At 40.1% G+C, this 25,509-nt stretch carries 16 protein-coding genes, 3 tRNA genes, 3 rRNA genes and 6 pseudogenes; 19 read left to right on the top strand and 9 right to left on the bottom strand.

All coding sequences use genetic code 11. The features are described 5' to 3' along the window. The first annotated feature begins 20 nt into the window (after positions 1 to 20). Positions 21 to 1,502, top strand: coding sequence for an ATP-binding protein (locus tag EL097_RS01320; protein WP_129544910.1), 1,482 nt, complete (start codon positions 21 to 23; stop codon positions 1,500 to 1,502). A 17-nt stretch (positions 1,503 to 1,519) separates the two neighbouring features. Continuing rightward, positions 1,520 to 4,546: a DEAD/DEAH box helicase gene (locus EL097_RS01315; protein ID WP_003046550.1), complete on the top strand. Its 3,027-nt coding sequence runs from the start codon at positions 1,520 to 1,522 to the stop codon at positions 4,544 to 4,546. Between the two features lie 432 nt (positions 4,547 to 4,978). On the opposite strand, the pseudogene EL097_RS01310 reads toward EL097_RS01315, so the two are convergent. The 7 genes and pseudogenes from EL097_RS01310 to EL097_RS01285 all read right to left on the bottom strand — a co-directional run. Next, positions 4,979 to 5,995, bottom strand: a pseudogene (locus EL097_RS01310) (site-specific integrase); the annotation flags it as partial. A 65-nt stretch (positions 5,996 to 6,060) separates the two neighbouring features. Beyond that, positions 6,061 to 6,196, bottom strand: a pseudogene (locus EL097_RS11185) (site-specific integrase); the annotation flags it as partial. 64 nt (positions 6,197 to 6,260) lie between these two features. After that, positions 6,261 to 6,524, bottom strand: a complete 264-nt coding sequence (locus tag EL097_RS01305) for a helix-turn-helix domain-containing protein (RefSeq protein ID WP_003046554.1) — start codon at positions 6,522 to 6,524, stop codon at positions 6,261 to 6,263. Positions 6,525 to 6,526: 2 nt separating this feature from the next. Next, positions 6,527 to 7,114 (bottom strand): replication protein, encoded by a 588-nt coding sequence (locus tag EL097_RS01300; RefSeq protein ID WP_003046556.1) that lies wholly within the window; start codon positions 7,112 to 7,114, stop codon positions 6,527 to 6,529. Between the two features lie 128 nt (positions 7,115 to 7,242). Beyond that, the gene (locus tag EL097_RS01295) at positions 7,243 to 7,854 is read right to left on the bottom strand and encodes a hypothetical protein (RefSeq protein WP_003046559.1); all 612 of its coding nucleotides are present in this window, start codon (positions 7,852 to 7,854) and stop codon (positions 7,243 to 7,245) included. A 113-nt stretch (positions 7,855 to 7,967) separates the two neighbouring features. Beyond that, positions 7,968 to 8,309 (bottom strand): annotated as a pseudogene (locus tag EL097_RS01290) (cell division protein FtsK); the annotation flags it as partial. 44 nt (positions 8,310 to 8,353) lie between these two features. Next, a complete protein-coding gene (locus EL097_RS01285; protein WP_099982923.1) occupies positions 8,354 to 8,668 on the bottom strand; it encodes a hypothetical protein in 315 nt (104 codons plus the stop codon). A 203-nt stretch (positions 8,669 to 8,871) separates the two neighbouring features. Between EL097_RS01285 and EL097_RS01280 the strand changes: the two genes are divergently transcribed. Then, the gene (locus tag EL097_RS01280) at positions 8,872 to 9,759 is read left to right on the top strand and encodes a gluzincin family metallopeptidase (protein ID WP_003046569.1); all 888 of its coding nucleotides are present in this window, start codon (positions 8,872 to 8,874) and stop codon (positions 9,757 to 9,759) included. Between the two features lie 36 nt (positions 9,760 to 9,795). Here the strand turns inward: EL097_RS01280 and EL097_RS01275 are convergent. After that, positions 9,796 to 9,989, bottom strand: a pseudogene (locus EL097_RS01275) (helix-turn-helix domain-containing protein). A gap of 4 nt (positions 9,990 to 9,993) precedes the next feature. Here EL097_RS01275 and EL097_RS10795 point away from each other — a divergent pair. From EL097_RS10795 to EL097_RS01195, 14 genes and pseudogenes are all read left to right on the top strand, one after another. Beyond that, positions 9,994 to 10,110 (top strand): annotated as a pseudogene (locus tag EL097_RS10795) (DUF5960 family protein); the annotation flags it as partial. An 85-nt stretch (positions 10,111 to 10,195) separates the two neighbouring features. After that, positions 10,196 to 10,798, top strand: a complete 603-nt coding sequence (locus EL097_RS01270) for a UPF0236 family transposase-like protein (RefSeq protein ID WP_003046571.1) — start codon at positions 10,196 to 10,198, stop codon at positions 10,796 to 10,798. Next, positions 10,720 to 12,043 (top strand): annotated as a pseudogene (gene tnpC, locus EL097_RS10790) (IS66 family transposase). Before EL097_RS01270 ends, tnpC begins: the two are co-directional and overlap by 79 nt. Before the next feature lie 462 nt (positions 12,044 to 12,505). Further along, positions 12,506 to 14,054: ribosomal RNA gene (locus tag EL097_RS01250) — 16S ribosomal RNA — on the top strand. Between the two features lie 53 nt (positions 14,055 to 14,107). Then, positions 14,108 to 14,180, top strand: a tRNA-Ala gene (locus tag EL097_RS01245). Between the two features lie 161 nt (positions 14,181 to 14,341). Next, positions 14,342 to 17,244: ribosomal RNA gene (locus tag EL097_RS01240) — 23S ribosomal RNA — on the top strand. 93 nt (positions 17,245 to 17,337) lie between these two features. Then, a 5S ribosomal RNA gene (gene rrf / locus EL097_RS01235) occupies positions 17,338 to 17,453 on the top strand. The 16S, 23S and 5S rRNA genes sit together here with 3 tRNA genes alongside, the layout of an rRNA operon. A gap of 5 nt (positions 17,454 to 17,458) precedes the next feature. Beyond that, positions 17,459 to 17,532, top strand: a tRNA-Asn gene (locus EL097_RS01230). 83 nt (positions 17,533 to 17,615) lie between these two features. Then, positions 17,616 to 17,689, top strand: a tRNA-Arg gene (locus EL097_RS01225). A gap of 87 nt (positions 17,690 to 17,776) precedes the next feature. Then, positions 17,777 to 18,265 carry a hypothetical protein gene (locus EL097_RS01220; RefSeq protein WP_039994770.1) on the top strand — a complete coding sequence of 163 codons (489 nt, stop codon included), beginning with the start codon at positions 17,777 to 17,779 and terminating at the stop codon, positions 18,263 to 18,265. Positions 18,266 to 19,585: 1,320 nt separating this feature from the next. Next, the gene (truA, locus tag EL097_RS01210; protein ID WP_003046579.1) at positions 19,586 to 20,335 is read left to right on the top strand and encodes a tRNA pseudouridine(38-40) synthase TruA; all 750 of its coding nucleotides are present in this window, start codon (positions 19,586 to 19,588) and stop codon (positions 20,333 to 20,335) included. After that, complete coding sequence (locus tag EL097_RS01205) at positions 20,325 to 21,092, top strand: bifunctional hydroxymethylpyrimidine kinase/phosphomethylpyrimidine kinase (RefSeq protein WP_003046582.1); 768 nt, start codon at positions 20,325 to 20,327, stop codon at positions 21,090 to 21,092. The genes truA and EL097_RS01205 overlap by 11 nt, the downstream gene beginning before the upstream one ends. After that, on the top strand, positions 21,079 to 21,549 hold the full coding sequence (locus EL097_RS01200) for an ECF transporter S component (protein WP_003046585.1): 471 nt from the start codon (positions 21,079 to 21,081) through the stop codon (positions 21,547 to 21,549). The genes EL097_RS01205 and EL097_RS01200 overlap by 14 nt, the downstream gene beginning before the upstream one ends. 12 nt (positions 21,550 to 21,561) lie before the next feature. Further along, positions 21,562 to 22,125 (top strand): TIGR01440 family protein, encoded by a 564-nt coding sequence (locus tag EL097_RS01195; protein ID WP_003046588.1) that lies wholly within the window; start codon positions 21,562 to 21,564, stop codon positions 22,123 to 22,125. A gap of 69 nt (positions 22,126 to 22,194) precedes the next feature. Here EL097_RS01195 and EL097_RS01190 read toward each other — a convergent pair whose 3' ends face one another. Beyond that, a complete protein-coding gene (locus tag EL097_RS01190) occupies positions 22,195 to 23,040 on the bottom strand; it encodes a mechanosensitive ion channel family protein (RefSeq protein WP_003046591.1) in 846 nt (281 codons plus the stop codon). A 240-nt stretch (positions 23,041 to 23,280) separates the two neighbouring features. Between EL097_RS01190 and tig the strand changes: the two genes are divergently transcribed. Together tig and rpoE are read left to right on the top strand one after the other, a co-directional pair. Further along, on the top strand, positions 23,281 to 24,564 hold the full coding sequence (gene tig / locus EL097_RS01185; RefSeq protein ID WP_003046593.1) for a trigger factor: 1,284 nt from the start codon (positions 23,281 to 23,283) through the stop codon (positions 24,562 to 24,564). A 208-nt stretch (positions 24,565 to 24,772) separates the two neighbouring features. Continuing rightward, positions 24,773 to 25,342, top strand: coding sequence for a DNA-directed RNA polymerase subunit delta (rpoE, locus tag EL097_RS01180; RefSeq protein WP_003046595.1), 570 nt, complete (start codon positions 24,773 to 24,775; stop codon positions 25,340 to 25,342). The last annotated feature ends 167 nt before the right edge of the window (positions 25,343 to 25,509 follow it).

The following is a 25,509-nucleotide window of genomic DNA, read 5'->3' as shown; positions in this document are numbered from 1 at the left end:
ATTGAGAAGGAGGCTTAAACTTGGAAAACAAAAGGGATTTAATTCAAACCCTATCCCACTACCAATTCTCTCCAGAAAGCCAACATTTAGACAGGAAATCCGCCCGAAAGAAACCGTCTGAACTGCTTAAACACCTGATTGCCTTTGCTAAAGCAGATGGTGGTCAGCTGGTCATCGGTATTGAGGACGACAAGCAGAGCAACCTCATCACTGGTTTCAGGGATGGCAAGGCCTATTCCATTGATGACTTTAAAAAGATTGACCGTGAAATGCGTGAGACACCTCTGGATTTGTCATTTGAAGAAATTCCTGTGGTTAATCACAAGGGTGAAGAAGATGTGATTTTGGACATCTCAGTTGAATTGTCCTCAAATCGCGTGATTGCTGCGCCTAATGATGAGGTTTACCTGCGTCAGGGTGATGAGACCGTTAAGCTCAGTTATGAACAACGAACTCAACTCAGCTATGATAAGGGACAGCGTTTCTTTGAGGATGAAGTTGTGGCTGACGCAACCTTAGAAGACATTGATGATAGTCTGGTACAGGATTTCAAGAATCGATTTGATATTTCAGACCGCTCTACGGAAGAAATTCTCAAAGCTCGGCGTTTTCTGGTCAATGGTAAATTGACCAAGGCTGCTATCTTGCTTTTTGGTAAATACCCATCAGCTTTCTTCCCTCAAGCTCGTGTTCGCTTCCAACGGTTTGATGGCACGGACATGGGGACAGGTAGTAGCTTTAATGTCATTAAGGAAGTGACCTTTGATGATGCTCTACCAACCCTGATTATCAAGGCTCGTGATTTTATTCGTACCCAGCTGCGTGAGTTCCAATATCTGGATGACAATGGGCAATTTCAAATTTTGCCTGAATATCCAGAATTTGCCTGGTTTGAAGGCCTTGTCAATGCTGTTACTCACCGTGATTACTCTGTCTATGGCGACCATATTCGTGTGCTCATGTTTGATGATCGACTGGAGATTCATAGCCCAGGTAAACTGCCAAATATCGTCACCGTTGACAATATCAAGCATGAACGTTTTTCAAGAAATCCTCGGATTGCCAGAACCCTGACGGAGTTTGGAGGGGTCCGTGAGATGAATGAAGGTGTTAAACGGATTTACTCAGAGATGGAATCAGCCTTTCTTCATGAGCCAAAATACTATGAACCTGGGAACAAGGTTGTTCTGACGCTTGAAAATAATATTGTCAGTCGACACCTACGAACTCGAGATAGTTTAGAGAAACAGTTTACTGATTTTGGCGACCTCAATGCCGATGAGCAATTGTTGATCCATTACATGTACAATTCAGGAGAGAAGATGACAACTGCAAAAGCCATTGAACTGACAGGAAGAAGTCGTAAGTTTATTGTAAAAACGATGAAAAAATTACAAGAATTGGGTATGGTTGACTGGTATGGAGCCAATAAAAATGACAGAAATCAATACTATACTTTAACGAAAAATTATCCTATCTCTCTAAGAGATAGGATACAGTAGGATACAGAGGCTTTGTGATGGAAAAATTCAACCAAGAAATTAAGAATATTGGTTCAAATAAGTTAGCCTATTCAATAGACCTTAATAATCAAAAAATTACCAAATCAGAGATTGTAAAAAGCTGGGGCAAAGCGTATTCTGAGAAAGTTGCTAACGGTTCTTTAGGTAATGGATTGCGCCCTCCTCAATATGGTGCACTTTCTGCTATACGTTCTCATTGGGTTGTCTCTAATGAACCGGCCACAATAGTTTTACCGACAGGAACAGGAAAATCTGAAACAATTTTTTCGACAATAGTCTCAGAGCGTATTGCTACAACTTTGATTGTTGTTCCAAGTAATTTACTTAGAGAACAACTTTTTGATCAGGTTAAACATCTGGGGATTCTTCCTAAAATTTCAGTTGTATCTGATCAGGCAATTTTTCCTAATTGTCTATTATATAAATCTACTGTGAAAGATAGTGAAAAGGATATTTTATTTAATGAAATTGATAATATAAATATCATTATAACTACACCAGCGCTGATTAAAGCGTTACCGAATGATCTGTTTGAAAAAATCTATTCGAACGTTGAATTAGTTGTATTTGATGAAGCTCACCATCTTGCTGCAAATGATTGGAGAAAAGTAAGAGATAAGTTCTCAGGTAAAAAGTTTTTACAATTTACAGCGACCCCATTTCGAAATGATGGTAAGAAAATTGATGGAAAAATAATTTTTAAATATAGTTTATCTCTTGCTCTGCAAAACAATTATTTTAAACCAATTGATTTTCATCCTATCCATGAGTATAATATTACAAAATCGGATGAAAAAATCGCAGATGTTGCAGTTAAACTTTTGCAAAGTGATTTGGATAAGGGATTAAATCACATTCTTTTGGCGAGAGCTAACTCTAAAAAAAGAGCTGATGAGTTATTCGATAAAATATATTCGAATTACAAAATATATAATCCAGTGATTATACATTCTGATAGAAAAAAGTCGCAAAACAGAGATTCGTTAGATCTACTAAAATCAGGAAAATCACAAATTGTTGTATGCGTGGACATGTTTGGTGAAGGTATTGATATTCCTTCACTTAAAGTTGCTGCAATTCACGACAAATATAAGTCATTACCAATTACTTTACAGTTTATGGGAAGGTTTGCAAGGTCTGGTAAAGAAAGGTTAGGCAGTGCTAAACTGATTACTAATATAGCATCAGAAGACTTAAAAGAAGATATCGATGAATTGTATAGACGTGATGCGGATTGGACTAAACTGCTTCAAATTAAGTCAGATAGAGCAATAGAAAAAGAAGTTCAGATAGAAGAATTTATTTCCCAATTTGAAAAAACAAGAGCAAGTAATATTGACTTATCTCAAATAAAGATGAAAATTAGTTCTCGAATATATAAAACGGATATGAAAGAGGTAAATATCAACGCCTGGAAAAATGTTCTGAGTGCAGAACATACTACTCACTTGATAAATGAAGAGAAGGGAATTTTAATATTTATTGAAGAAATAGAGAATACAGTTAACTGGTCTTATCAAAAAGATCTTGTCGAATATTTATATAATTTTTTTGTAATCTTTTTTGATGAGTATAGAGGTTTGATTCATATTAATGAGTCAGATAGTAGAAAAGGAAATGATTTGGTAGAGCAAATTTTTCCTAATTCTATGCAAATCAAGGGAGATGAGATTTACAGAGTGCTTGACGGTATTAATCGACTAATGATTGGAACACTCGGTTTAAAACAAATACCTGGAGGAAATGTCAGTTTTCGGATGTTTGCTGGGGTTGATGTAAGAAAGGGAATAAGTGAAGCAACTTCATTAGGTTCAATCAAATCAAATCTTTTTGGACATGGATACAGAGATGGAAATAAAATAAGTGTAGGTTGTTCTTATAAAGGAAAAGTTTGGATGAGATGGGTTGAAAGTCTTAATTTTTGGGTAGATTGGTGCCAAAAAATTGGGGCAAAAATTTTAGATACTAATATTGATACAAGTATGATATTAGAAAACTCACTTACTTCAGAAGTTGTTACAGAATTTCCGGATGGGGTTCCTTATAAAATAACACCTGACAGTATAATTGAAACTAGTAATTCAACTGCAAGGGCATTCTATATTGAAAAAGAAGATAAGCTGTATCATTTTTTTGAATCAGACTTTAGGAACCCTCGTCTTGAAAAAGGCTTATTGATTTTTGAACTTTGGATTAGTGAAAGAAAATTTATTTTTCAACAACACATAGATAAAAAGGGGTTTGGTTTTTTGCAAATTTCTGGAGATGACTTATTTATAAAGAAATCAAATAATAAGATTTTATTTTCACAATATTTAAAAGATCATAGTCCAACTATTTCTTTCATACAGAAGGATGGGGTTCGGGTAATGTTAGAGGGTAATCTACAAATTGTAGATAAACCGAGGAGTAAGGCATCGTTGTCAAATGAGATGCTTGTTCCGATAGAATGGAAAAAATATGGAACAAATATACGAAAAGAGTCTCAAGGTGTTGCTAAGGATAGAGCATCCATTCAATATGTAACTATAAATAAATTGATAAATACTGATGAATTGATAGTTTTTGACGATGATGGTTCAGGAGAAATTGCAGACATTGTTACAATAAGTGCTAATGAAGCAGAGCGCAAAATACTCATAAATCTGTATCATTGTAAATATTCACATGGTGATGAACCAGGTGCTCGTGTATCAGATTTATACGAAGTGTGTGGTCAAGCAGAGAAATCAATTATTTGGAAAGATAATTTATTAGATTTCCTTGATAGAATGATAAAAAGAGAGTCAATACGGATTTCTAAAAGACAGAGTTCTCGGTTTGAAAAAGGAAATATTAATGATTGTCGGACAATCAAATCTATGATAAAAGATGGCTTTAGTACTGATATGAGAATAACCATTGTACAGCCAGGTGTGTCGATTTCGAAACTAAGTACTGAGATGAAGCAATTGTTATTATCAACTGAGTATTATTTAAGTGAGACATATAATATTCCTCTTAACTGTTATTTCAGTGAATGAGAAATAGTTTTTAAATTCGAATACTCTAGGCTTTTTATGAGTATGAATCTTGAGTGATATAAGTCACTAGCAAGTTAATATAAAAAAAGTTAATTATACAATGATTTTCCTGTTCATTTCCTCAATTACATAAGCTCCGAAAACGAATTTTTGGTAATCTAATGGTAATCCATTGTTTGTAGGATTAGGTTATAAGTGCTTATTTTTAATGAAACTGACTTTTGAAAGCTTGATTTAATAAGCTTTTATTGAGGTTTTACTTTTGCTACCCAAAACCAGGTCTTAAGAAAGCTCGTAAAGCTAGTCAGTTCTCAAAACGTTAAGAAACGGCTACAATACAGCATTTACAACACTTCATGGTTACCACCATGGGGTGTTTTTTGGTAGATTTTTAGCAAAATTCACACCACTTTTCACACCAAATTCACACCATTACTTTTTTAAGTTACGATAAGCAATCTCTCCAACAGCCATTGGAACGATATTTGAAGTATTGACATAGGTCTTAGTTGTAAGAGTATCGCTATGTGTTAAAGCCTCTGAAATGGCTTCAAGTGATGTTTCAGATTGTTTGGCAAGAGTTGCCCCTGTGTGACGTAATTTATGAGGTGTAGCGTGTATTAGTTCCTTATGACGGGGTTCGACTGACTTCATCTTATTATTAAGATAATCAGCATGTAAGGGACTATTAACGTTTCCTTTTGTGTCAATATAAGTAAAGACATACTGTTCATCAGATTGAATAATATTGAATTTTGCTAATTCCAATTTTTGTTGCTTTTTCCAAACACGGAGTAAATCAGCTAGCTCAATGGGAATATGGAAAGTCGTCTTTTTATTACCCTTAGTTGACTTTGGATTTTTATACTTATCCAAGGCTCTCACTAACTGAATTCCTTGTTTCTTTAGGTTAATGTGCTTCCATTAAAGAGCATAGCTTTCAGATTTTCTATTTCCTAAAAAGAATGTGAGATAAAATAAAAGATAGTCTTTCAGCGAAATCTTATTGTCTTCTAAATCTTTCTGAAAAGCAGAGAACCATTCCTGTAATTGTTCATGCGTCAGGTAGAGGTCTTCATCTTTCCTGGATTCTGCTAGTTGGATTTTCTTTGTTGACTTGATACGGCGTAACGTTTTTGCGATACGATTAGTTTCGATGTATTCAAGTTCTTCTGCCCAGTCAAATATTGAAATAACGTAGCTTCTAAGAGTTTTAAAGTTAGCGTATTCATTTGCCTTGGCAGTCATTAAGTTTAGAATAACTTGCTTGTTCTGATTGAGAAATTGAATTGTATAGTTGCCAAGTAAGGGCAAAATGTGTCTTTCAAAACAAGTTTTAGTATTGGCAACAGTGGATCGAGTTGGTGGTTTACTTGTTGAAGTTGTTTGACCTGCTGTATAAGATTCCCACCAAATATTTTCATAGAAATCTTTGAAAAGCATTTTCCCTTTACCTAGTCCTGTAAAGGTATTATCCTCAATTTGATTAAGTTTTGTTAGCAGGTCTATTTCAGCTTGTCGTGCCTCCTTTCTTGTCTTGAATCGTTTATCGAAGTAGCTGTTGTTTACGATACCCAAAGGCATTCGTGCTTCAATAGGTATATAAACTTTTAAGCGATACGTTCCGTTTTTTGTCTTAGTGATAGTCATGATATTCTCCTTGTATCGAACCAGAAAATATCATGACCATTATAAAACAAAAAGACAGATTTTTCTAGTTGTGTGAAAGTAGCCAGTTATCTATAGCTTGTTTGTTGAAACGGATTGACTTCCCAATTTTGATGGCTGGAAGTCCTTTTTGAATCCAAGTATCCAGTGTATTGTTAGAGATACCTAGATAGTCGCTGGCTTGTTGCTTGTTCAAATAGGGGCTATTAAGTCCTTTTTGTTCTAGTTGTTGTTCAATTTCCTTTTGGATAAGGTTTGAAAGCAGTAGTTGAATTTGATGGATCGGCTCATCAGGTAGAATTACTTGCATTTCTATTCCTCCTTCTTGATATTATTACGTTGTGGATTGCACCGACGTGAATCAAGATACTTGACGAAGAAGTAGGTGCGTTCAATGATGAGGCTAAGCAGTGGGGTATGGTTAGCATGGGCATACCGTACCAGCTCTTCAAATTCAGTGAAGTTATTCTGCTCAATAATATCTACGACTTCATGCATAAACTCATCTGAGTTCATTTCTACAAGAAACCTATCAAGATTGAATCCACAGCCTGCCTCAATATCATTCACATCATACTGGGTTTTATTTTTGTTCTCAGCATGTGTGAAGTAGGCAAATAGTCCCTTTGGAGATTGAACAACTTCTACATGAGCAGGACAGTTTAATTTATTCTTGATTAACTCTGATACTTGTTTATAACTCTTGAGAGACTCAAAGAAGAAAACACCGTGTTTATGAGCCTTTTTTAGCTCTCCAGTTTGTCGATTGATATCCTTGTCATGCCACGGACTCAAGATAAAGGGGACGTGTAATTCTTCAAGTACTTCAAGATAGTCAGCAGTGGCGCTTTCCTTGTAGAATAGGAACGTCCACTTGCTAGAACGTTGTTCTTTTGCCATTATTATCTCATTTCTATGATTACTGATTATTGGATAATTGGGGGGTCGTATTAACCCCCAATTATCTTTTTAAATGGGAAAGAGGGAGCTATTTGGCTACTGCTTAACGCAAGCCATAGCCCCCTCTTTTACCGTTTCTTGCCAATCAACCATAGGTTGTTACGTACCCGATTAGGTGCAGAGAAGTAGTAATCGGGATGTTGGCTAGCGACCTCTTCTTTGAGTTGGAAGGTCATATCACTCAAGACTTTTTGCCCCTGCTGGCCTCTTGGCACTTTGATGAAAACTTTGATTTCATCTTTTCGGATATCTACCACACTCTTATGAGCACAGCGATTGAAGCTACCATTGATTGGGTTATAGGTCGCAATAGTTTGGTTGTCAATCGTTGTAACCTTTTTTGATTTCTCCCGTTGTGTTAGAAAGTTGCGGAGCTTAAAGGTGTGGTAGATGGATTTGAAATGGTTGACTAGACTATCAAATCGCACACGCTTCATAACTTCAATCATTACGGATACAAATAATACTGTGAGTAGGTAGGTCATAGCCGTATAAGAGTAATAGCTTCCCATAGCTAGATAGATATTAACTTGTGAGAGGTTAAGAGCGATAGGAAGGGATAGGTTAAGTGAGTTTGCTAGAAAGTCGAGTAACCATCCGAGGAATCCTGTTAAAAGTGAAAACAGAATTAAGTAAATATTAAGGTTGTAAGTCCTCATGAAGAAAGATTTTTTTATCATCAGAGACTGCCTTTCTTAGTGTAATAGGTGGGACAGAGCAGTGGCAGAACTTGATAAGGATGTTCATTGTCAATCACCTGAATCAGTCCAGTGCCGTGTCCGATAGGTATAACAATAATTGGAATCTGATTTTTTAGTAGGTTAGTAGTGTACTTGTCAAGGTCGGGGATAACCAAGCGTTTTGAAATACCGACTTTCCACGGAAATAAGAGCCCACGCTGAACATGGATGTCATCAGTCTTGAGTGGGACAAAGTAAGTGGCATTCTGCTTTAATAGTGTGTAATGTGGATAGAGTGAAGCGTTGGCAATCAAAAAGATTTTGTTGTAGAGTTCATCATCTAGAATATAGGCACAGGGAAGTCTAGGAACAAAGATGAAACCATCCTCTTGAATCATGATATTGAAGCTATTTGTATAGCTCGTTTCTCCTTGCATGATAGCCCCGAGCCCCATATTGAGACTTTGAAGGAGATATTGAGCTAATTCTTTATTTGTTATTATTTGACCTCCTTGATTCTATCTGCTTTAAAGTAGACATTGTAGCGAACTTCTACGGCTTGGAGATTCTCAAACTGAACCAAACTCATGAAGACAGGAAGTTTTACCTTTTCTTCGAATTTGACTTGGAATGGTTCAAGTCCTTCTTGGGTAAACCATGCTTTATAAGCAATAATTTCTCCAGTAAGTTGCCCGTCTTCGAATTTGATTTGTGGCTCTAGTTCAGTGCTTAAACTGTGAACCGCTTGTTTGAAATCGATATACTCTTTTGCGGTAACAGCTGAATATCCAGCTTTACGTTTACGTGTTTTCATGACTAATACCTCTTTAATTAGTAAATCAGTAATCAGCAACTTACTGATAGTAAACTCATTTATTTGCAACTAAATGAGTAGTCATCAATAATCAAAGTTTTGCTGAGCTTTGATTTATTTCATTTTACAACAGTTTTTAGTTGTAAAAAATAGAGAGTTTTCATAAAATAATTACAATAAAACAACCACCAAATGGAGTTAGTATGTTTAATTACACAGTAGACTTAATTTACGAATCTTTAGTGCAAAGGTTAGAGAATCGAAGAGAAACTATTGCCTATGGAGAAGGGAAGGCACATCTTACATTTGATGACCTGTCAACTTGTATCGAACCAAACGGTAATGAAATTTCATACGATAAAGCTATGGTAAAGCACGTATTCGGTAAAAAGATATATAAAGATAAGAATCCGTACTTACTTCCACATTCGTGTGCAAGTCATTTGACTAATAGGCTTAGATTTAAGAGTGAAACACACCTTATTTGGGGTGAATTTGAAAAGGGAGAAAATTTTTTCGATATATTTTCTTCCCTATTTTATGATTGTATCTATGGTGAGGATGAATCTTTAAAGGAGATGGCAAATCGAATTTTGATTGATTATGTACCTTATGCTAAAACGTTATCACTATATGAGATGGCATTGAAACCCTCCAAATATGATATGGTGAAAATGGAAGGTACAGATTATTATATTCCTCTTCTCTTTTATGGTATTCCAGAGGACAAGGTTTTTTCAGACTATCCGAAACACCTAGACGAGGCAATAAATTTTCTGTATAAAAAATGTTCTATTGAATTTGAGAGAGAGTTTAGAGATTTCGTTGTAACAGATGGAGATACACTGAAGAAGATTGATAAGAAATTACTAAAGTTTATCAACGACAGATTACAACCATTACTATTAAAATATCAGCCGACCGAGTCATCACTCGGTCTTAGGGTAAAAAATATAATGGTCACTGATTGGCTTCTTATAGGAAAGCTGGTAACAGGACAAGTGGATAATAGGAATTATTATGGACGACTTTTACAGTCTTCCCTTCCCTATATTGATGAATTGGCCAAATTACAAGAAATGTTGAGATAGCAGACAAAACCACCTCGTTCAAAAATAAGGTGGTTACTAATTGTCTTCATTAACATATTCAAGTATTTCCTCTACTCTACGATCTAAAATAAAGCAGAGAGTATCTAATGTTTTTGTTGTTATTGATTCCCCCTTTTTTATTCTATGAAAGTCTTGCTCGAGATACCATGTTTAAAAATGAGTTCGTACTCTGTAATGTTTTCCCTACAACAAGAGAGACAAAAATATATTGATAAGAACTACTTTAAACTCAATAAGGAAAAATCAGTCGATGGACGAGACCATTATTTCTATTTTACTATTGATTTTAGTAAGGTAGAAGCGGAAGTGAGGAAATCCAGGTTAGTGTAAAATAAATCTCGGAAATGCTTTACAAAAGCAAAAAAGCTCTATATCCTAGGAAAATACCACATTAACCTAGAGGGATATAGAACTTATGACTATTATACCAGAGATTTCCGAGATTTTAAAGTCTAGTAAGCATTTATCTGAACTTGAAGAAGCCATTATATCTTTGATGAGAGATGAAATCAGTGCTAGTTTAAGTGCTAGTTTAGAAAGTTTGGATAAGGAACTGGTCCAAACTCATCTGTCAGAGGGCTGGGAGATAGACCGTCTTGAAGAGCGTCAACTAACGTTTTCGTTTGGAATGGTCAGTTTTAAAAGACGTCGTATTCGTAAGGCTGGTGAGAAGAGTTTCTTACCCTTAGATAAAGCTCTAGGCTTAGAACAACGTCAACGCTTTAGTCCAGAGATTAAAGAAAAAATCAGTGAGTTGGCAACAGGAATGCCCTTTCGTAAAGCCAGTGAGACGCTAGAGTTACTGACTGATATTGCCATGAGCCATCAAACGGTTCACAAAATCACTCAAGGTGTCGCTGAGAAGGTTTCTGACAGTCGTCTGGCTGATGTTCAACAGTTGAAGAAACCTAAAGTACTTTATATTGAAGCAGATGGTGTTTGGATTGGGAGTCAGGAAAAACAGAAGCCATTACTTATAGACACAAGAAAATCAAAGGAAGACGTCAAGCTATTCTAGCTCAGTTTGAACCTGAGCTTGTTCACCACGAATTAATTGGTGACAGCTGTACTTGTCCGGATTGTCATGGAACATTGACAGAGATTGGCTCGGTGGTTCAACGTCAAGAATTAGTCTTTATCCCAGCACAATTGAAACGTATAAATCATGTGCAACACGCTTATAAGTGCCAAACGTGTAGCGATAATAGCCTCAGTGACAAGATCATCAAAGCGCCTGTTCCCAAGGCACCATTAGCTCATAGCCTAGGCTCTGCTTCCATTATTGCCCATACCATTCATCAAAAGTTCACCCTTAAAGTTCCTAACTACAGTTAGGAAGAGGATTGGAATAAGTTAGGACTGTCCATTAGTCGCAAGGAAATCGCTAACTGGCATGTCAAGTCTAGCCAGTATTATTTTGAACCTCTTTATGACTTGCTTCGTGACATCTTATTAAGTCAAGAGGTCATTCATGCGGATGAAACTTCTTATAGAGTTCTTGAAAGTGACACACAGCTGCCTTATTACTGGACGTTTTTGTCTGGTAAGCATGAACAGAAAGGGATCACCCTTTACCATCATGATAAAAGGCGCAGTGGCTTAGTTGCCTAAGAGGTTCTCGGTCATTACTCAGGTTACGTGCATTGTGACATGCATGGGGCTTATCGTCAATTAGAGAGTGCCCAGCTCGTTGGTTGTTGGGCACATGTGAGACGGAAGTTCTTTGAGGCAAGTCCAAAGCAAGCTGATAAGACTTCTCTAGGGCGTAAAGGGTTTGTTTACTGTGACAAGCTGTTCGCCTTGGAAGCTGAATGGCGGGACTTATCCCCACAAGAGCGTCTGGTTAAACGCAAAGAAATCTTGACGCCATTAATGATCACCTTCTTTGATTGGTGTCGCGAGCAAGTTGTCCTTTCAGGATCGAAGCTGGGTCTCGCTATCGCTTATAGTCTCAAGCATGAAAGAACCTTTAAAACAATTTTGGAGGATGGCCATCTTGTCTTGTCTAACAATATGGCAGAGAGCTATCAAATCCTTAGTGATGGGCCGAAAAAATTGGTTGTTTTCTCAAAGTTTTGAAGAAGCCAAAGCGACAGCTATCGTCATGAGTTTGCTTGAAACGGCTAAGCGACATGGACTGAACTCGGAAAAATATATGAGTTACCTTCTAGACCACCTTCCTAATGAAGAAACTCTCGCAAAAAGAGAAGTGCTAGAAGCTTATTTGCCATGGGCTAAAGAAGTACAAACAAATTGTCAATAATCAAAACCTCCAGAGTCAATTGGAAATTTTGGAGGTTGTCAATATACCCTGTTATTGGACGGTTACGATTCAATAGTGGCACATTAGCTAGCTCATATTTCATAAGAAGATTTTCAAGAATGAAATGGAGAAATTAGAAGGCTTTAACATAGATTTATTAAGATGATAAGCAACTCCAACAGAACTGTAAAAAAGTATTGACAGGTAGGTATGAAATATCGTATACTAATAAAGCTGTCAGCGATGAATCTGCAAGGGAGTCAGTTGAAAAAACTTTAAAAAAAGGGTTGACAAACGGTCAGGAAGTTGATAGAATAAAATAGTTGTCTCGAAAGAGATGCAAGACCTTTGAGAACTGAATAAGACGAACCAAACGTGAGGGTGATATGGAGACATATTACCCGTCAAAGAAACGAGAAATAAATCTGTCAGCGACAGAAAGACGAGACAGAACAAACAGAAATTAAAGAGAGTTTGATCCTGGCTCAGGACGAACGCTGGCGGCGTGCCTAATACATGCAAGTAGAACGCTGAGGACAGGTGCTTGCACTAGTCTAAGGAGTTGCGAACGGGTGAGTAACGCGTAGGTAACCTACCTGATAGCGGGGGATAACTATTGGAAACGATAGCTAATACCGCATAAAAGTGCTTAACACATGTTAAGAACTTAAAAGGGGCAACTGCTCCACTATGAGATGGACCTGCGTTGTATTAGCTAGTTGGTGAGGTAAAGGCTCACCAAGGCGACGATACATAGCCGACCTGAGAGGGTGATCGGCCACACTGGGACTGAGACACGGCCCAGACTCCTACGGGAGGCAGCAGTAGGGAATCTTCGGCAATGGGGGGAACCCTGACCGAGCAACGCCGCGTGAGTGAAGAAGGTTTTCGGATCGTAAAGCTCTGTTGTTAGAGAAGAACGGTAATGGGAGTGGAAAACCCATTATGTGACGGTAACTAACCAGAAAGGGACGGCTAACTACGTGCCAGCAGCCGCGGTAATACGTAGGTCCCGAGCGTTGTCCGGATTTATTGGGCGTAAAGCGAGCGCAGGCGGTTCTTTAAGTCTGAAGTTAAAGGCATTGGCTCAACCAATGTATGCTTTGGAAACTGGAGAACTTGAGTGCAGAAGGGGAGAGTGGAATTCCATGTGTAGCGGTGAAATGCGTAGATATATGGAGGAACACCGGTGGCGAAAGCGGCTCTCTGGTCTGTAACTGACGCTGAGGCTCGAAAGCGTGGGGAGCAAACAGGATTAGATACCCTGGTAGTCCACGCCGTAAACGATGAGTGCTAGGTGTTAGGCCCTTTCCGGGGCTTAGTGCCGGAGCTAACGCATTAAGCACTCCGCCTGGGGAGTACGACCGCAAGGTTGAAACTCAAAGGAATTGACGGGGGCCCGCACAAGCGGTGGAGCATGTGGTTTAATTCGAAGCAACGCGAAGAACCTTACCAGGTCTTGACATCCCGATGCCCGCTCTAGAGATAGAGTTTTACTTCGGTACATCGGTGACAGGTGGTGCATGGTTGTCGTCAGCTCGTGTCGTGAGATGTTGGGTTAAGTCCCGCAACGAGCGCAACCCCTATTGTTAGTTGCCATCATTAAGTTGGGCACTCTAGCGAGACTGCCGGTAATAAACCGGAGGAAGGTGGGGATGACGTCAAATCATCATGCCCCTTATGACCTGGGCTACACACGTGCTACAATGGTTGGTACAACGAGTCGCAAGCCGGTGACGGCAAGCTAATCTCTGAAAGCCAATCTCAGTTCGGATTGTAGGCTGCAACTCGCCTACATGAAGTCGGAATCGCTAGTAATCGCGGATCAGCACGCCGCGGTGAATACGTTCCCGGGCCTTGTACACACCGCCCGTCACACCACGAGAGTTTGTAACACCCGAAGTCGGTGAGGTAACCTATTAGGAGCCAGCCGCCTAAGGTGGGATAGATGATTGGGGTGAAGTCGTAACAAGGTAGCCGTATCGGAAGGTGCGGCTGGATCACCTCCTTTCTAAGGAAAAGGAACACGTTAGGGACGTCTTATTTAGTTTTGAGAGGTCTTGTGGGGCCTTAGCTCAGCTGGGAGAGCGCCTGCTTTGCACGCAGGAGGTCAGCGGTTCGATCCCGCTAGGCTCCATTAGGATAGAGATATCCTAAAAACTGTCCATTGAAAATTGAATATCTATATCAAATTCCACGATCAAGAAATTGATTGTAAGAATAGTAACAAGAAATAAACCGAAAACGCTGTAAGTATTAAAGAGTTTTTTCTAGTTAAGATATACTAGTAAAAGATAAGGTTAAGTTAATAAGGGCGCACGGTGGATGCCTTGGCACTAGAAGCCGAAGAAGGACGTGACAAACGACGAAATGCTTTGGGGAGCTGTAAGTAAGCGCTGATCCAGAGATGTCCGAATGGGGGAACCCACTAACTAATGGTTAGTATCCATAACTGTTAAGGTTATGAGAAGGAAGACGCAGTGAACTGAAACATCTAAGTAGCTGCAGGAAGAGAAAGCAAAAGCGATTGCCTGAGTAGCGGCGAGCGAAACGGCAGGAGGGCAAACCGAGAAGTTTACTTTTCGGGGTTGTAGGACTGCGACGTGGGACTTTAAAAGGATAGAAGAATTACCTGGGAAGGTAAGCCAAAGAGAGTAAAAGCCTCGTATTTAAAATTTTTTTGAGCCCTAGCAGAATCCTGAGTACGGCGAGACACGCGAAATCTCGTCGGAATCTGGGAGGACCATCTCCCAACCCTAAATACTCTCTAGTGACCGATAGTGAACCAGTACCGTGAGGGAAAGGTGAAAAGCACCCCGGGAGGGGAGTGAAATAGAACCTGAAACCGTGTGCCTACAACAAGTTCGAGCCCGTTAATGGGTGAGAGCGTGCCTTTTGTAGAATGAACCGGCGAGTTACGATATGATGCGAGGTTAAGTTGAAGAGACGGAGCCGCAGGGAAACCGAGTCTTAATAGGGCGACTTAGTATCATGTTGTAGACCCGAAACCATGTGACCTACCCATGAGCAGGTTGAAGGTGCGGTAAGACGCACTGGAGGACCGAACCAGGGCACGTTGAAAAGTGCTTGGATGACTTGTGGGTAGCGGAGAAATTCCAAACGAACTTGGAGATAGCTGGTTCTCTCCGAAATAGCTTTAGGGCTAGCGTCGATGTTAAGTCTCTTGGAGGTAGAGCACTGTTTGGGTGAGGGGTCCATCTCGGATTACCAATCTCAGATAAACTCCGAATGCCAAGGAGATATAATCGGCAGTCAGACTGCGAGTGCTAAGATCCGTAGTCGAAAGGGAAACAGCCCAGACCACCAGCTAAGGTCCCCAAATATATGTTAAGTGGAAAAGGATGTGGGGTTGCACAGACAACTAGGATGTTAGCTTAGAAGCAGCTATTCATTCAAAGAGTGCGTAATAGCTCACTAGTCGAGTGACCCTGCGCCGAAAATGTACCGGGGCTAAAACATATTACCGAAGCTGTGGATTACCTTAAGAGGTAATGGTAGGAGAGCGTTCTATGTGTGAAGAAGGTGTACCGTGAGGAGGGCTGGAACGCATAGAAGTGAGAATGCCGGTATGAGTAGCGAAAGACAGGTGAGAATCCTGTCCACCGTAAGACTAAGGTTTCCAGGGGAAGGCTCGTCCGCCCTGGGTTAGTCGGGACCTAAGGAGAGACCGAAAGGTGTATCCGATGGGCAACAGGTTGATATTCCTGTACTAGTGTATATAGTGATGGAGGGACGCAGAAGGCTAACTAAAGCGTGCGAATGGAAGAGCACGTCTAAGCAGTGAGGTGTGATATGAGTCAAATGCTTATATCTATAACATTGAGCTGTGATGGGGAGCGAAGTTAAGTAGCGAAGTTAGTGATGTCACACTGCCAAGAAAAGCTTCTAGCGTTTAACTATACACTACCCGTACCGCAAACCGACACAGGTAGTCGAGGCGAGTAGCCTCAGGTGATCGAGAGAACTCTCGTTAAGGAACTCGGCAAAATGACCCCGTAACTTCGGGAGAAGGGGTGCTGACTGATGTCAGCCGCAGTGAATAGGCCCAAGCAACTGTTTATCAAAAACACAGCTCTCTGCTAAATCGTAAGATGATGTATAGGGGGTGACGCCTGCCCGGTGCTGGAAGGTTAAGAGGAGGGTTTAGCGTAAGCGAAGATCTGAATTGAAGCCCCAGTAAACGGCGGCCGTAACTATAACGGTCCTAAGGTAGCGAAATTCCTTGTCGGGTAAGTTCCGACCCGCACGAAAGGCGTAATGATTTGGGCACTGTCTCAACGAGAGACTCGGTGAAATTTTAGTACCTGTGAAGATGCAGGTTACCCGCGACAGGACGGAAAGACCCCATGGAGCTTTACTGCAGTTTGATATTGAGTATCTGTACCACATGTACAGGATAGGTAGGAGCCATAGAAATCGGGACGCCAGTTTCGATGGAGGCGATGTTGGGATACTACCCTTGTGTTATGGCTACTCTAACCCAGATAGGTAATCCCTATCGGAGACAGTGTCTGACGGGCAGTTTGACTGGGGCGGTCGCCTCCTAAAAGGTAACGGAGGCGCCCAAAGGTTCCCTCAGATTGGTTGGAAATCAATCGCAGAGTGTAAAGGTATAAGGGAGCTTGACTGCGAGAGCAACAACTCGAGCAGGGACGAAAGTCGGGCTTAGTGATCCGGTGGTTCCGTATGGAAGGGCCATCGCTCAACGGATAAAAGCTACCCTGGGGATAACAGGCTTATCTCCCCCAAGAGTTCACATCGACGGGGAGGTTTGGCACCTCGATGTCGGCTCGTCGCATCCTGGGGCTGTAGTCGGTCCCAAGGGTTGGGCTGTTCGCCCATTAAAGCGGCACGCGAGCTGGGTTCAGAACGTCGTGAGACAGTTCGGTCCCTATCCGTCGCGGGCGTAGGAAATTTGAGAGGATCTGCTCCTAGTACGAGAGGACCAGAGTGGACTTACCGCTGGTGTACCAGTTGTCTTGCCAAAGGCATCGCTGGGTAGCTATGTAGGGAAGGGATAAGCGCTGAAAGCATCTAAGTGCGAAGCCCCCCTCAAGATGAGATTTCCCATGATTTTATATCAGTAAGAGCCCTGAGAGATGATCAGGTAGATAGGTTAGAAGTGGAAGTGTAGTGATACATGAAGCGGACTAATACTAATAGCTCGAGGACTTATCCGAAGAAAGAGATTGACAAGCGTAGAAGGTTCTTGTTAGAATATAGGTATTCAATTTTGAGTGGACAGCCCTTATGAGAATAAGGAAGTTCAAAAGTTAAGTGACGATAGCCTAGGAGATACACCTGTACCCATGCCGAACACAGTAGTTAAGCCCTAGAACGCCTGAAGTAGTTGGGGGTTGCCCCCTGTTAGATACGGTAGTTGCTTAGCATTTATCCGCCATAGCTCAGTTGGTAGTAGCGCATGACTGTTAATCATGATGTCGTAGGTTCGAGTCCTACTGGCGGAGTAGTCGAAGAAGATAGGAAGAATCCTATCTTTTTTTGCATTTTGAGAGGAGTTATGGTAAGATAAGATAGGAAGTGTTGGGAAGCACCCTTAGCTCAACTGGATAGAGTACCTGACTACGAATCAGGCGGTTAGAGGTTCGACTCCTCTAGGGTGCATGATGAGAAAAGCACAACAGGACATTTTTGTCCTGTTGCTTTTTTGATGTTCTCTTTATACTAGGGATAGTAAAAAAGAAAAGGAGAATGGACATGTCGATAGAGACAGAAGTAGTGTTTGAGAAGGTGAAACCCATTATCTTGAAGTTGAAGCGTCATTATTATATTCAATTGTGGGAGAGAGAGGATTGGTTACAGGAAGGGTATTTGATATTGGTGAGTCTTCTAGAGCAGCATCCTGAATTACTTTGGGAAGACGAACGGTTGTATCGTTATTTTAAGACTAAGTTTTCCTCGTATTTGAAGGATGTCTTGCGTCAGCAAGAAAGTCAGAAGCGTCAGTTTCATAAAATGGCTTATGAGGAGATAGGTGATGTAGCACATGCGATTCCATCAGGTGGGTTATGGTTGGATGATTACGTGGCCTATAGGGAGGTGGTTGAGGTGTTAGAAGGGCAGTTGGGTGAAGAGGAGCGGTTACAGTTTCAGGCCTTGGTGAGAGGGGAACGGTTTAAGGGAAGGCAGGCCTTGCTTAGGAAGTTGCGTCCTTATTTTGAGGGATTTGAGAGAAGTTAGGGTAGGAGATAGGAGTGTTATAGGTTGGAGAGGGATCTCCAGCCTTTTGAGGTGTGTGGGACTAGGCTTGGTAAGGGACATCAGAGACCATCTATTTTGAAAACCACTTTTGTTACTGTTTGACTAAGGTAGTTTTGGGGATATTCATTTTGGAGTTGGAAAAGGTGTTGTATAGTACTCAGATAGCTTTATGTTCATCTTGACTGTCCATAACAAACATAACGGAAACTTCGCTTGAACCTTGGAAACCATTGAGAGATTTACATAATTCTCAGGAAGGGATTTTGTGGTGTTGCGGGAATCCCGATTTTCTTTATGCTCTAAGACAATTGGTACCAGGGTGAGAAAGGGGATGGTGTTTTGTATGATAATGAGGATGTTTCCTCGATAGGTAAGGAGTAGGATTTCATCATGAAAGACTGAGAAGCCTGCATAGGGCAGTTTCTGCCTTTCTTTGTAGGTGAATTTTTTAATGGAATGGGGATTGTGAATAACTCTTGAATGGACGACAAATATACTAGTAAAGTCCAGTGAATTTTTGTCCGCTTCGGCTGCCAGTCTGGCTCTATAAGAGACCCTATGATGTCAGAATCTCCCCATGAAAAGGTACGGATGTGGTTATCATGTGTGACACTAAAGAAGCTTGGGATAACTAAAATTCCATCTCGTTGATTTAGCTTTTCAATATGGCCATCACTGACAAGTAAGATTCTTGCATTTTGTCCTTCTTTGTTAACGAGTAAGCTGATTTCTCGAGGATGAAGATAGATAACTGTCAAGACAGCAGCTTGAAAGTAAGTGGCAATAAGTTTGGTGTTGTTATCTTCGCCAGTAGAAAGAAAGGTATCGTATCAAAAGAGATTCTCATCAATGGGGAATTTTACTAGGTTTTTTAAGGGGTTGATGATGCTAACACTAGCATTGCTATCTAAATCCTAAATTTTGGTAAATGGTCTGGCAGCGGTGACTAATCCAAGTAAGAGGTTTTTGAAAAACTTGTCTGAATTTGTAAGTTTAGTAGTAAGCAATTAAAGCATCTGTGACTTTGGTGTCATCTGGGGCTCGCTTTTCAGGTGCTGAGACCACCACTACTTTATGAGCTTTATTTTTCTACGATGGATAATATACTGGGCTGGGTTGATGCTAGGGAACTACCCTAAAATTTGATGATTTTCATAAGAGAAACTTTATAATGTTTGAATATTAGAAAAATAAGATTTGTCAGTAGTTTTTTGAAAGAAATAGTGATATGATAATTGTATGGGGACAGTTTGGAGAAAAATGGTTTCTCTTGCTTTTAAGAAATGATAAAATAGTAACATGACAAGATATAAAGCAACGATTTCTTACGACGGAACTCTCTTTTCTGGTTTTCAAAGACAGAGCCATGTGCGTACGGTACAAGAAGAAATTGAAAAGACCCTCCAAAAGTTGGCCAGTGGGCAACAAATCCTAATTCATGGAGCGGGACGGACGGATACTGGTGTGCATGCCTATGGTCAGGTGATCCATTTTGATTTGCCCCAGAAACGGGATTTGGAAAAATTGCGTTTTGCCTTGGACACGCAAACTCCAGATGATATTGATGTGATTAAACTAGAAATAGTGGCAGATGATTTTCACTGTCGTTACCAAAAGCATTCGAAAACTTATGAATTTCTGGTGGATTGTGGTCGGCCTAAAAACCCAATGATGCGTCATTATGCGACTCACTACCCGTATCCTCTTGATATGTCCAAGATGCAAGAGGCCATTAAGGATTTAGTGGGAACCCATGATTTTACAGGTTTTACGGCAGCAGGAACATCGGTAGAAAATAAGGTTCGCACAATTACGGAGGCAACTTTGATTCAGGATGACAAAACAGGTTTTTTGGTCTTTACCTTTTCAGGAAATGGTTTTCTTTATAAACAAGTCAGGAATATGGTAGGTACTTTACTAAAAATTGGAAATGGTCGCATGCCAGTTGAGCAGATTAAGGTGATTTTGACCTCCCAAAATCGTCAGCTAGCAGGTCCAACGCCCGCAGGGAACGGTCTTTATCTAAAGGAGATTCGCTATGAAGACTAATTACATTTTAGCCATGTCGGGGAATGACATTTTTAGTGGAGGGGGCTTGTATGCCGATTTGGCAACTTATACGCGGCATGATTTACACGGCTTTGTTGCAGTGACTTGCTTGACTGCCATGACAGATAAGGGGTTTGACATTTTTCCAACTCAGGGAGATATTTTCCGTTACCAATTGGAGAGTTTAAAGGATGTTCCTTTTTCTGCTATTAAAATTGGTCTTTTACCCAATTCAGAAATTTGTCAATTAGCACTGGACTTTGTCACGTCTCATTCAGATATTCCTCTGATATTGGATCCTGTGTTAGTTTGTAAGGAGACGCATGATGTGGAGGTCGCTGCTTTGTGTCAGGAGTTATTGCAGTTTTTCCCCCGTGCAACTATTGTAACGCCGAACTTGGTAGAAGCGCAGCTATTATCCCAAAAAGAGATTACTTGTTTAGAAGATATGAAAGCAGCTGCTAAAATCCTTTATCAGTTTGGGGCAAAGCATGTGGTTATTAAAGGTGGGAACCGTTTTAGTCAGGAAAAGGCTCTTGATCTTTTTTATGATGGTAAATCCTTCGAAGTATTGGATTATCCAGTACTTAAGCAAAATAATGTGGGTGCGGGCTGTACCTTTGCTTCGAGTATCGCTAGTCAGTTAGTTGTGGGGCAATCCCTATTAGAGGCTGTTCGGGCTGCAAAAGACTTCGTTTACCAAGCCATTTTACAATCGGATAGATATGGAGTGAAACAAGGAAATGCAAAAAAATAAGATAAGACAGCTGAGTTTATTGGCAGTGTTGACGGCCTTGACAGTTGTTTTAGGGCGATTTGTGATGGTTCCAACACCAACGGGATTTTTAACCCTTTTGGATGCTGGTATTTATTTTACCAGTTTCTATTTGGGAGCCACTCAAGGAGCTATTGTAGGCGGTTTATCAGGCTTTTTAATTGATTTATTGGCAGGTTATCCTCAGTGGATGATCCATAGCTTGATTGCGCATGGTGCTCAAGGTTACTTTGCTGGTTGGAGAGGTTATAAACGCTGGTTAGGTATTCTTTTAGGCTCTGCTATCATGGTTGTTTGGTATTTCTTAGGGTCTTTAATGCTTGGTTATGGCTTGGCAGGTTCTTTAGCTGGTATTTGGGGAAACGTGTTACAAAATACTTTTGGACTCTTAATTGGTTACCTTATTGTTAGAGCCATGACAAATTACCCAAAGAAGTAAGGAGGGAATGCTATGAACTTAGGCCTTTTAGAAGAAGAAACTAGGGCAATTATAATTGATATCATTGAGCGCTCTGCTATTCAACCAGGACAACTTTTTGTTTTAGGCCTGTCTTCCAGTGAAGTGCTGGGTGGTCGGATTGGTCAGCACTCTAGCTTAGAAGTGGGTCAGGTGATTGTTAAGACCGTTTTAGATGAGCTCAATAAGCGGGGGATTCATTTGGCAGTTCAAGGTTGTGAGCATGTCAATCGTGCTTTGGTTGTGGAATGTCAGGTGGCAGAAGCTAAGCAGTTAGAAATTGTGAATGTGATTCCCAATCTCCATGCTGGAGGTAGTGGTCAAGTAGCTGCTTTTCAATACATGGAAAATCCTGTGGAGGTAGAAACGATTGTTGCTCATGCTGGGATCGATATTGGAGATACTTCCATCGGTATGCATGTCAAGCGGGTTCAAGTTCCCTTGATTCCTTGCCAACGTGAGTTAGGTGGTGCTCATGTCACTGCCTTGGCCAGCCGTCCCAAATTAATTGGAGGTGCCAGAGCTGATTATTACCAGGATCCTATTCGAAAACACTAAAACCCATCTCTCTAAGCATGGAACAGGCCTTGTTCTTTTCTTGGAGAAATGGGTTTTTATGCTAATAGGTTACGGTTGGGGAGTGATAGGATAACTGATAGCCGTTGGCAAGTGAATACCTTCTTTGAGGAGAGCCTCTTGATAAAATTGGTAAAAAGTGTGGTAAATCATAAATTGTTGACCATTTTCGGTGAAAATGGTGATACGGAAAGTAAATTGCCCATTAGGGCTTGTTTGAGGCCCTAAAATATTTGGCTTGCCGACGATTTGAGGATAATTGGGTAATTCTCTCTCATTGACTGCTTCGATAATGCGAGTAACCTGGTTCAGGTCAACTGTTGAGTACAGAGGAATTTCAATTAAAGCTCGCATATTGCCACGTGATTTATTGCTAACAACGGTGATGCTTCGATTTGGAATGAAATGCAAGGTGCCGTCAAACCCTCGAATTTGAGTGGTACGAATCCCAACACCTGAGATACTTCCTTCGATGCCAGTAATTGCGACATTATCTCCCACTTCAAACTGATTTTCAAAGAGGATAAAAAAGCCATTGACCACATCGGATAAAAATCCTTGAGCGCCAAGACCAATAGCGACTCCAGCAATTCCAGCTCCGGCAAGGAGACTAGAAACAGGAATGCCAAACAGGCTGAGAATCCAGTAAATTAAGAGAAAATACAGGACGTAATTTAGCATGTTATGGGTTAGTTTGGACAAGGTTTTTTTTCGAGCCTCACTTTGTCTAGAATAGGAAAATGACTTGGTAATGGTTTTCTCAAAGAGGTAATTGCTGACGCGTTTGAGGACAGCGAAAAAGAGGAGGAGTAGGATAAGAGAAACCAATTTTGAAAAAATGGTTAAGCTGATGTTCTCAATGTGAAATTGCTCTAAATAATGCAGTATAAATGTCATAGCAAATCCTTTCTTCTAGTTAGTTTACCAAAAAAGAGGTAAACTTGAAAAGAGATAAGGGTGATTTCGTTTTTAATCTGACAAGTGGTGAATACAATTTATGGAGAAATCGTTTCTTGATTTATTTACCAAAAGTGTTACCAGTTTTCTATTATGATTTCACGCATAAAAAACTTTAAAAACGCTTTAAATTATGGTAGAATGAACTGTATCGAAATTATTTTAAGGAGAAATGACTTAATGTCTACATCATTTGAAAACAAAGCTACAAACCGTGGCGTGATTACATTTACAGTTGGTCAAGATAAAATTAAACCAGCTCTTGATCAAGCTTTTAATAAAATCAAAAAAGACTTGAATGCACCAGGTTTCCGTAAAGGACACATACCTCGTCCAGTCTTCAACCAAAAATTTGGTGAAGAAGTTCTTTATGAAGATGCTTTGAACATTGTATTGCCAGAAGCCTATGAGGCAGCTGTGGCAGAACTTGGACTTGATGTGGTTGCACAACCAAAAATTGATGTTGTGTCAATGGAAAAAGGTCAAGAGTGGACACTTACTGCTGAAGTGGTAACAAAACCTGAAGTAAAACTTGGCGACTACAAAAACCTTACTGTAGAAGTTGAAGCATCTAAAGAAGTAACTGATGAAGAAGTTGATGCTAAAATCGAACGCGAGCGTGCGAATCTTGCTGAATTAGTAGTTAAAGAAGATGCCGCTGCTCTTGGTGACACTGTTGTGATTGACTTTGTTGGGTCAGTTGACGGTGTTGAATTTGACGGTGGTAAAGGAGATAACTTCTCTCTTGAACTTGGTTCAGGACAATTTATTCCAGGCTTTGAAGACCAATTGGTTGGCGCTAAAGCTGGTGATGAAGTAGAAGTTAACGTGACTTTCCCAGAAGCTTACCAAGCAGAAGACCTTGCAGGTAAAGATGCTAAGTTCGTGACAACTGTTCATGAAGTTAAAGCAAAAGAAGTGCCAGAACTTGATGATGAACTTGCTAAAGACATCGACGAAGAAGTTGAAACACTTGCTGACTTGAAAGCAAAATACCGCAAAGAACTTGAAGCAGCTAAAGAAATCGCTTATGATGATGCGGTTGAAGGAGCTGCTATCGAATTGGCAGTTGCTAATGCTGAAATCGTTGAATTGCCAGAAGAAATGGTACATGACGAAGTTCATCGTTCAATGAATGAATTCATGGGCAACATGCAACGTCAAGGTATTTCTCCTGAAATGTACTTCCAATTAACTGGTACAAGCCAAGAAGACCTTCATAACCAATACCAAGCAGACGCTGACAAACGTGTGAAAACAAATCTTGTTATCGAAGCGATTGCTAAAGCAGAAGGTTTTGAAGCTTCTGACGAAGAAATCGAAAAAGAAATCAATGACCTTTCTACAGAATACAACATGCCAGTTGAGCAAGTACGTTCTCTTCTTTCAGCTGATATGTTGCAACACGACATCACAATGAAAAAAGCTGTTGAAGCTATCACAAGCTCAGCAACTGTTAAATAATGGCTTATTAAGAACTAGATTAGGAGTTGTTTCCTAGTCTGGTTTTTCTTTATCTGATAAAATGTATCCGTTAGGATTACGGAGGTTCTTTGGTTTTTAGCACTTTTTTAAACAAAGGAGAAGGAAGCTAAATTGGGTGATAAAAGCTTTGACGAATCACCTTTTTTAGCGTAAAATAGTAAGGAATGATAGAATAAGGAGAACTGCCTTGAAATTAGACGTATTTGCAGGACAAGAAAAAAGCGAACTTTCCATGATTGAAGTGGCACGTGCCATTTTGGAAGAGCGTGGTCGCGACAATGAGATGTACTTTAGCGATTTAGTCAATGATATTCAAAATTATTTAGGAAAATCTGATGCAGATATTCGTCATGCATTGCCATTTTTTTACACTGATTTAAATACGGATGGCTCATTTATTCCTCTTGGTGACAACAAATGGGGTCTTCGCTCATGGTATGCCATTGATGAAATTGATGAAGAAATCATTACTTTGGAAGATGATGAAGATGGCGCACATAAACGCAAAAAGAAACGTGTGAATGCCTTCATGGATGGTGATGAAGATGCCATTGACTACAATGATGATGATCCAGAAGATGAGGATTTCACAGAAGAAACAACTGAGATTGAATACGACGAAGAAGGTCCAGATGATGAAAAATCAGAAGTGGAATCTTATGATTCAGAATTGAACGAAATCATTCCAGAAGATGACTTTGAAGAAGTGGACATCAATGAGGAAGATGAAGAAGAGGAAGAAGACGAAGAGGAATAAGCGTCTGACTGGTTGAAGAGTATAAACTATCAAAAAAGGGTAATATGATTTGACAAAGTGCTCATTATAGTTTATATTATTATTCGGGCACCTCTTTAAGAGGTCAGGTAAAGCTCCCTAGTTAATAGGGGGCTATTTTTGTTTTTTCTACGATAATTAATCCTTGG

The organism is Streptococcus canis, assembly GCF_900636575.1.
GTDB lineage: Bacteria > Bacillota > Bacilli > Lactobacillales > Streptococcaceae > Streptococcus > Streptococcus canis.
The sequence above is the reverse complement of the archived record's forward strand: the minus strand, read 5'-3'. Positions and strand labels throughout refer to the sequence as shown.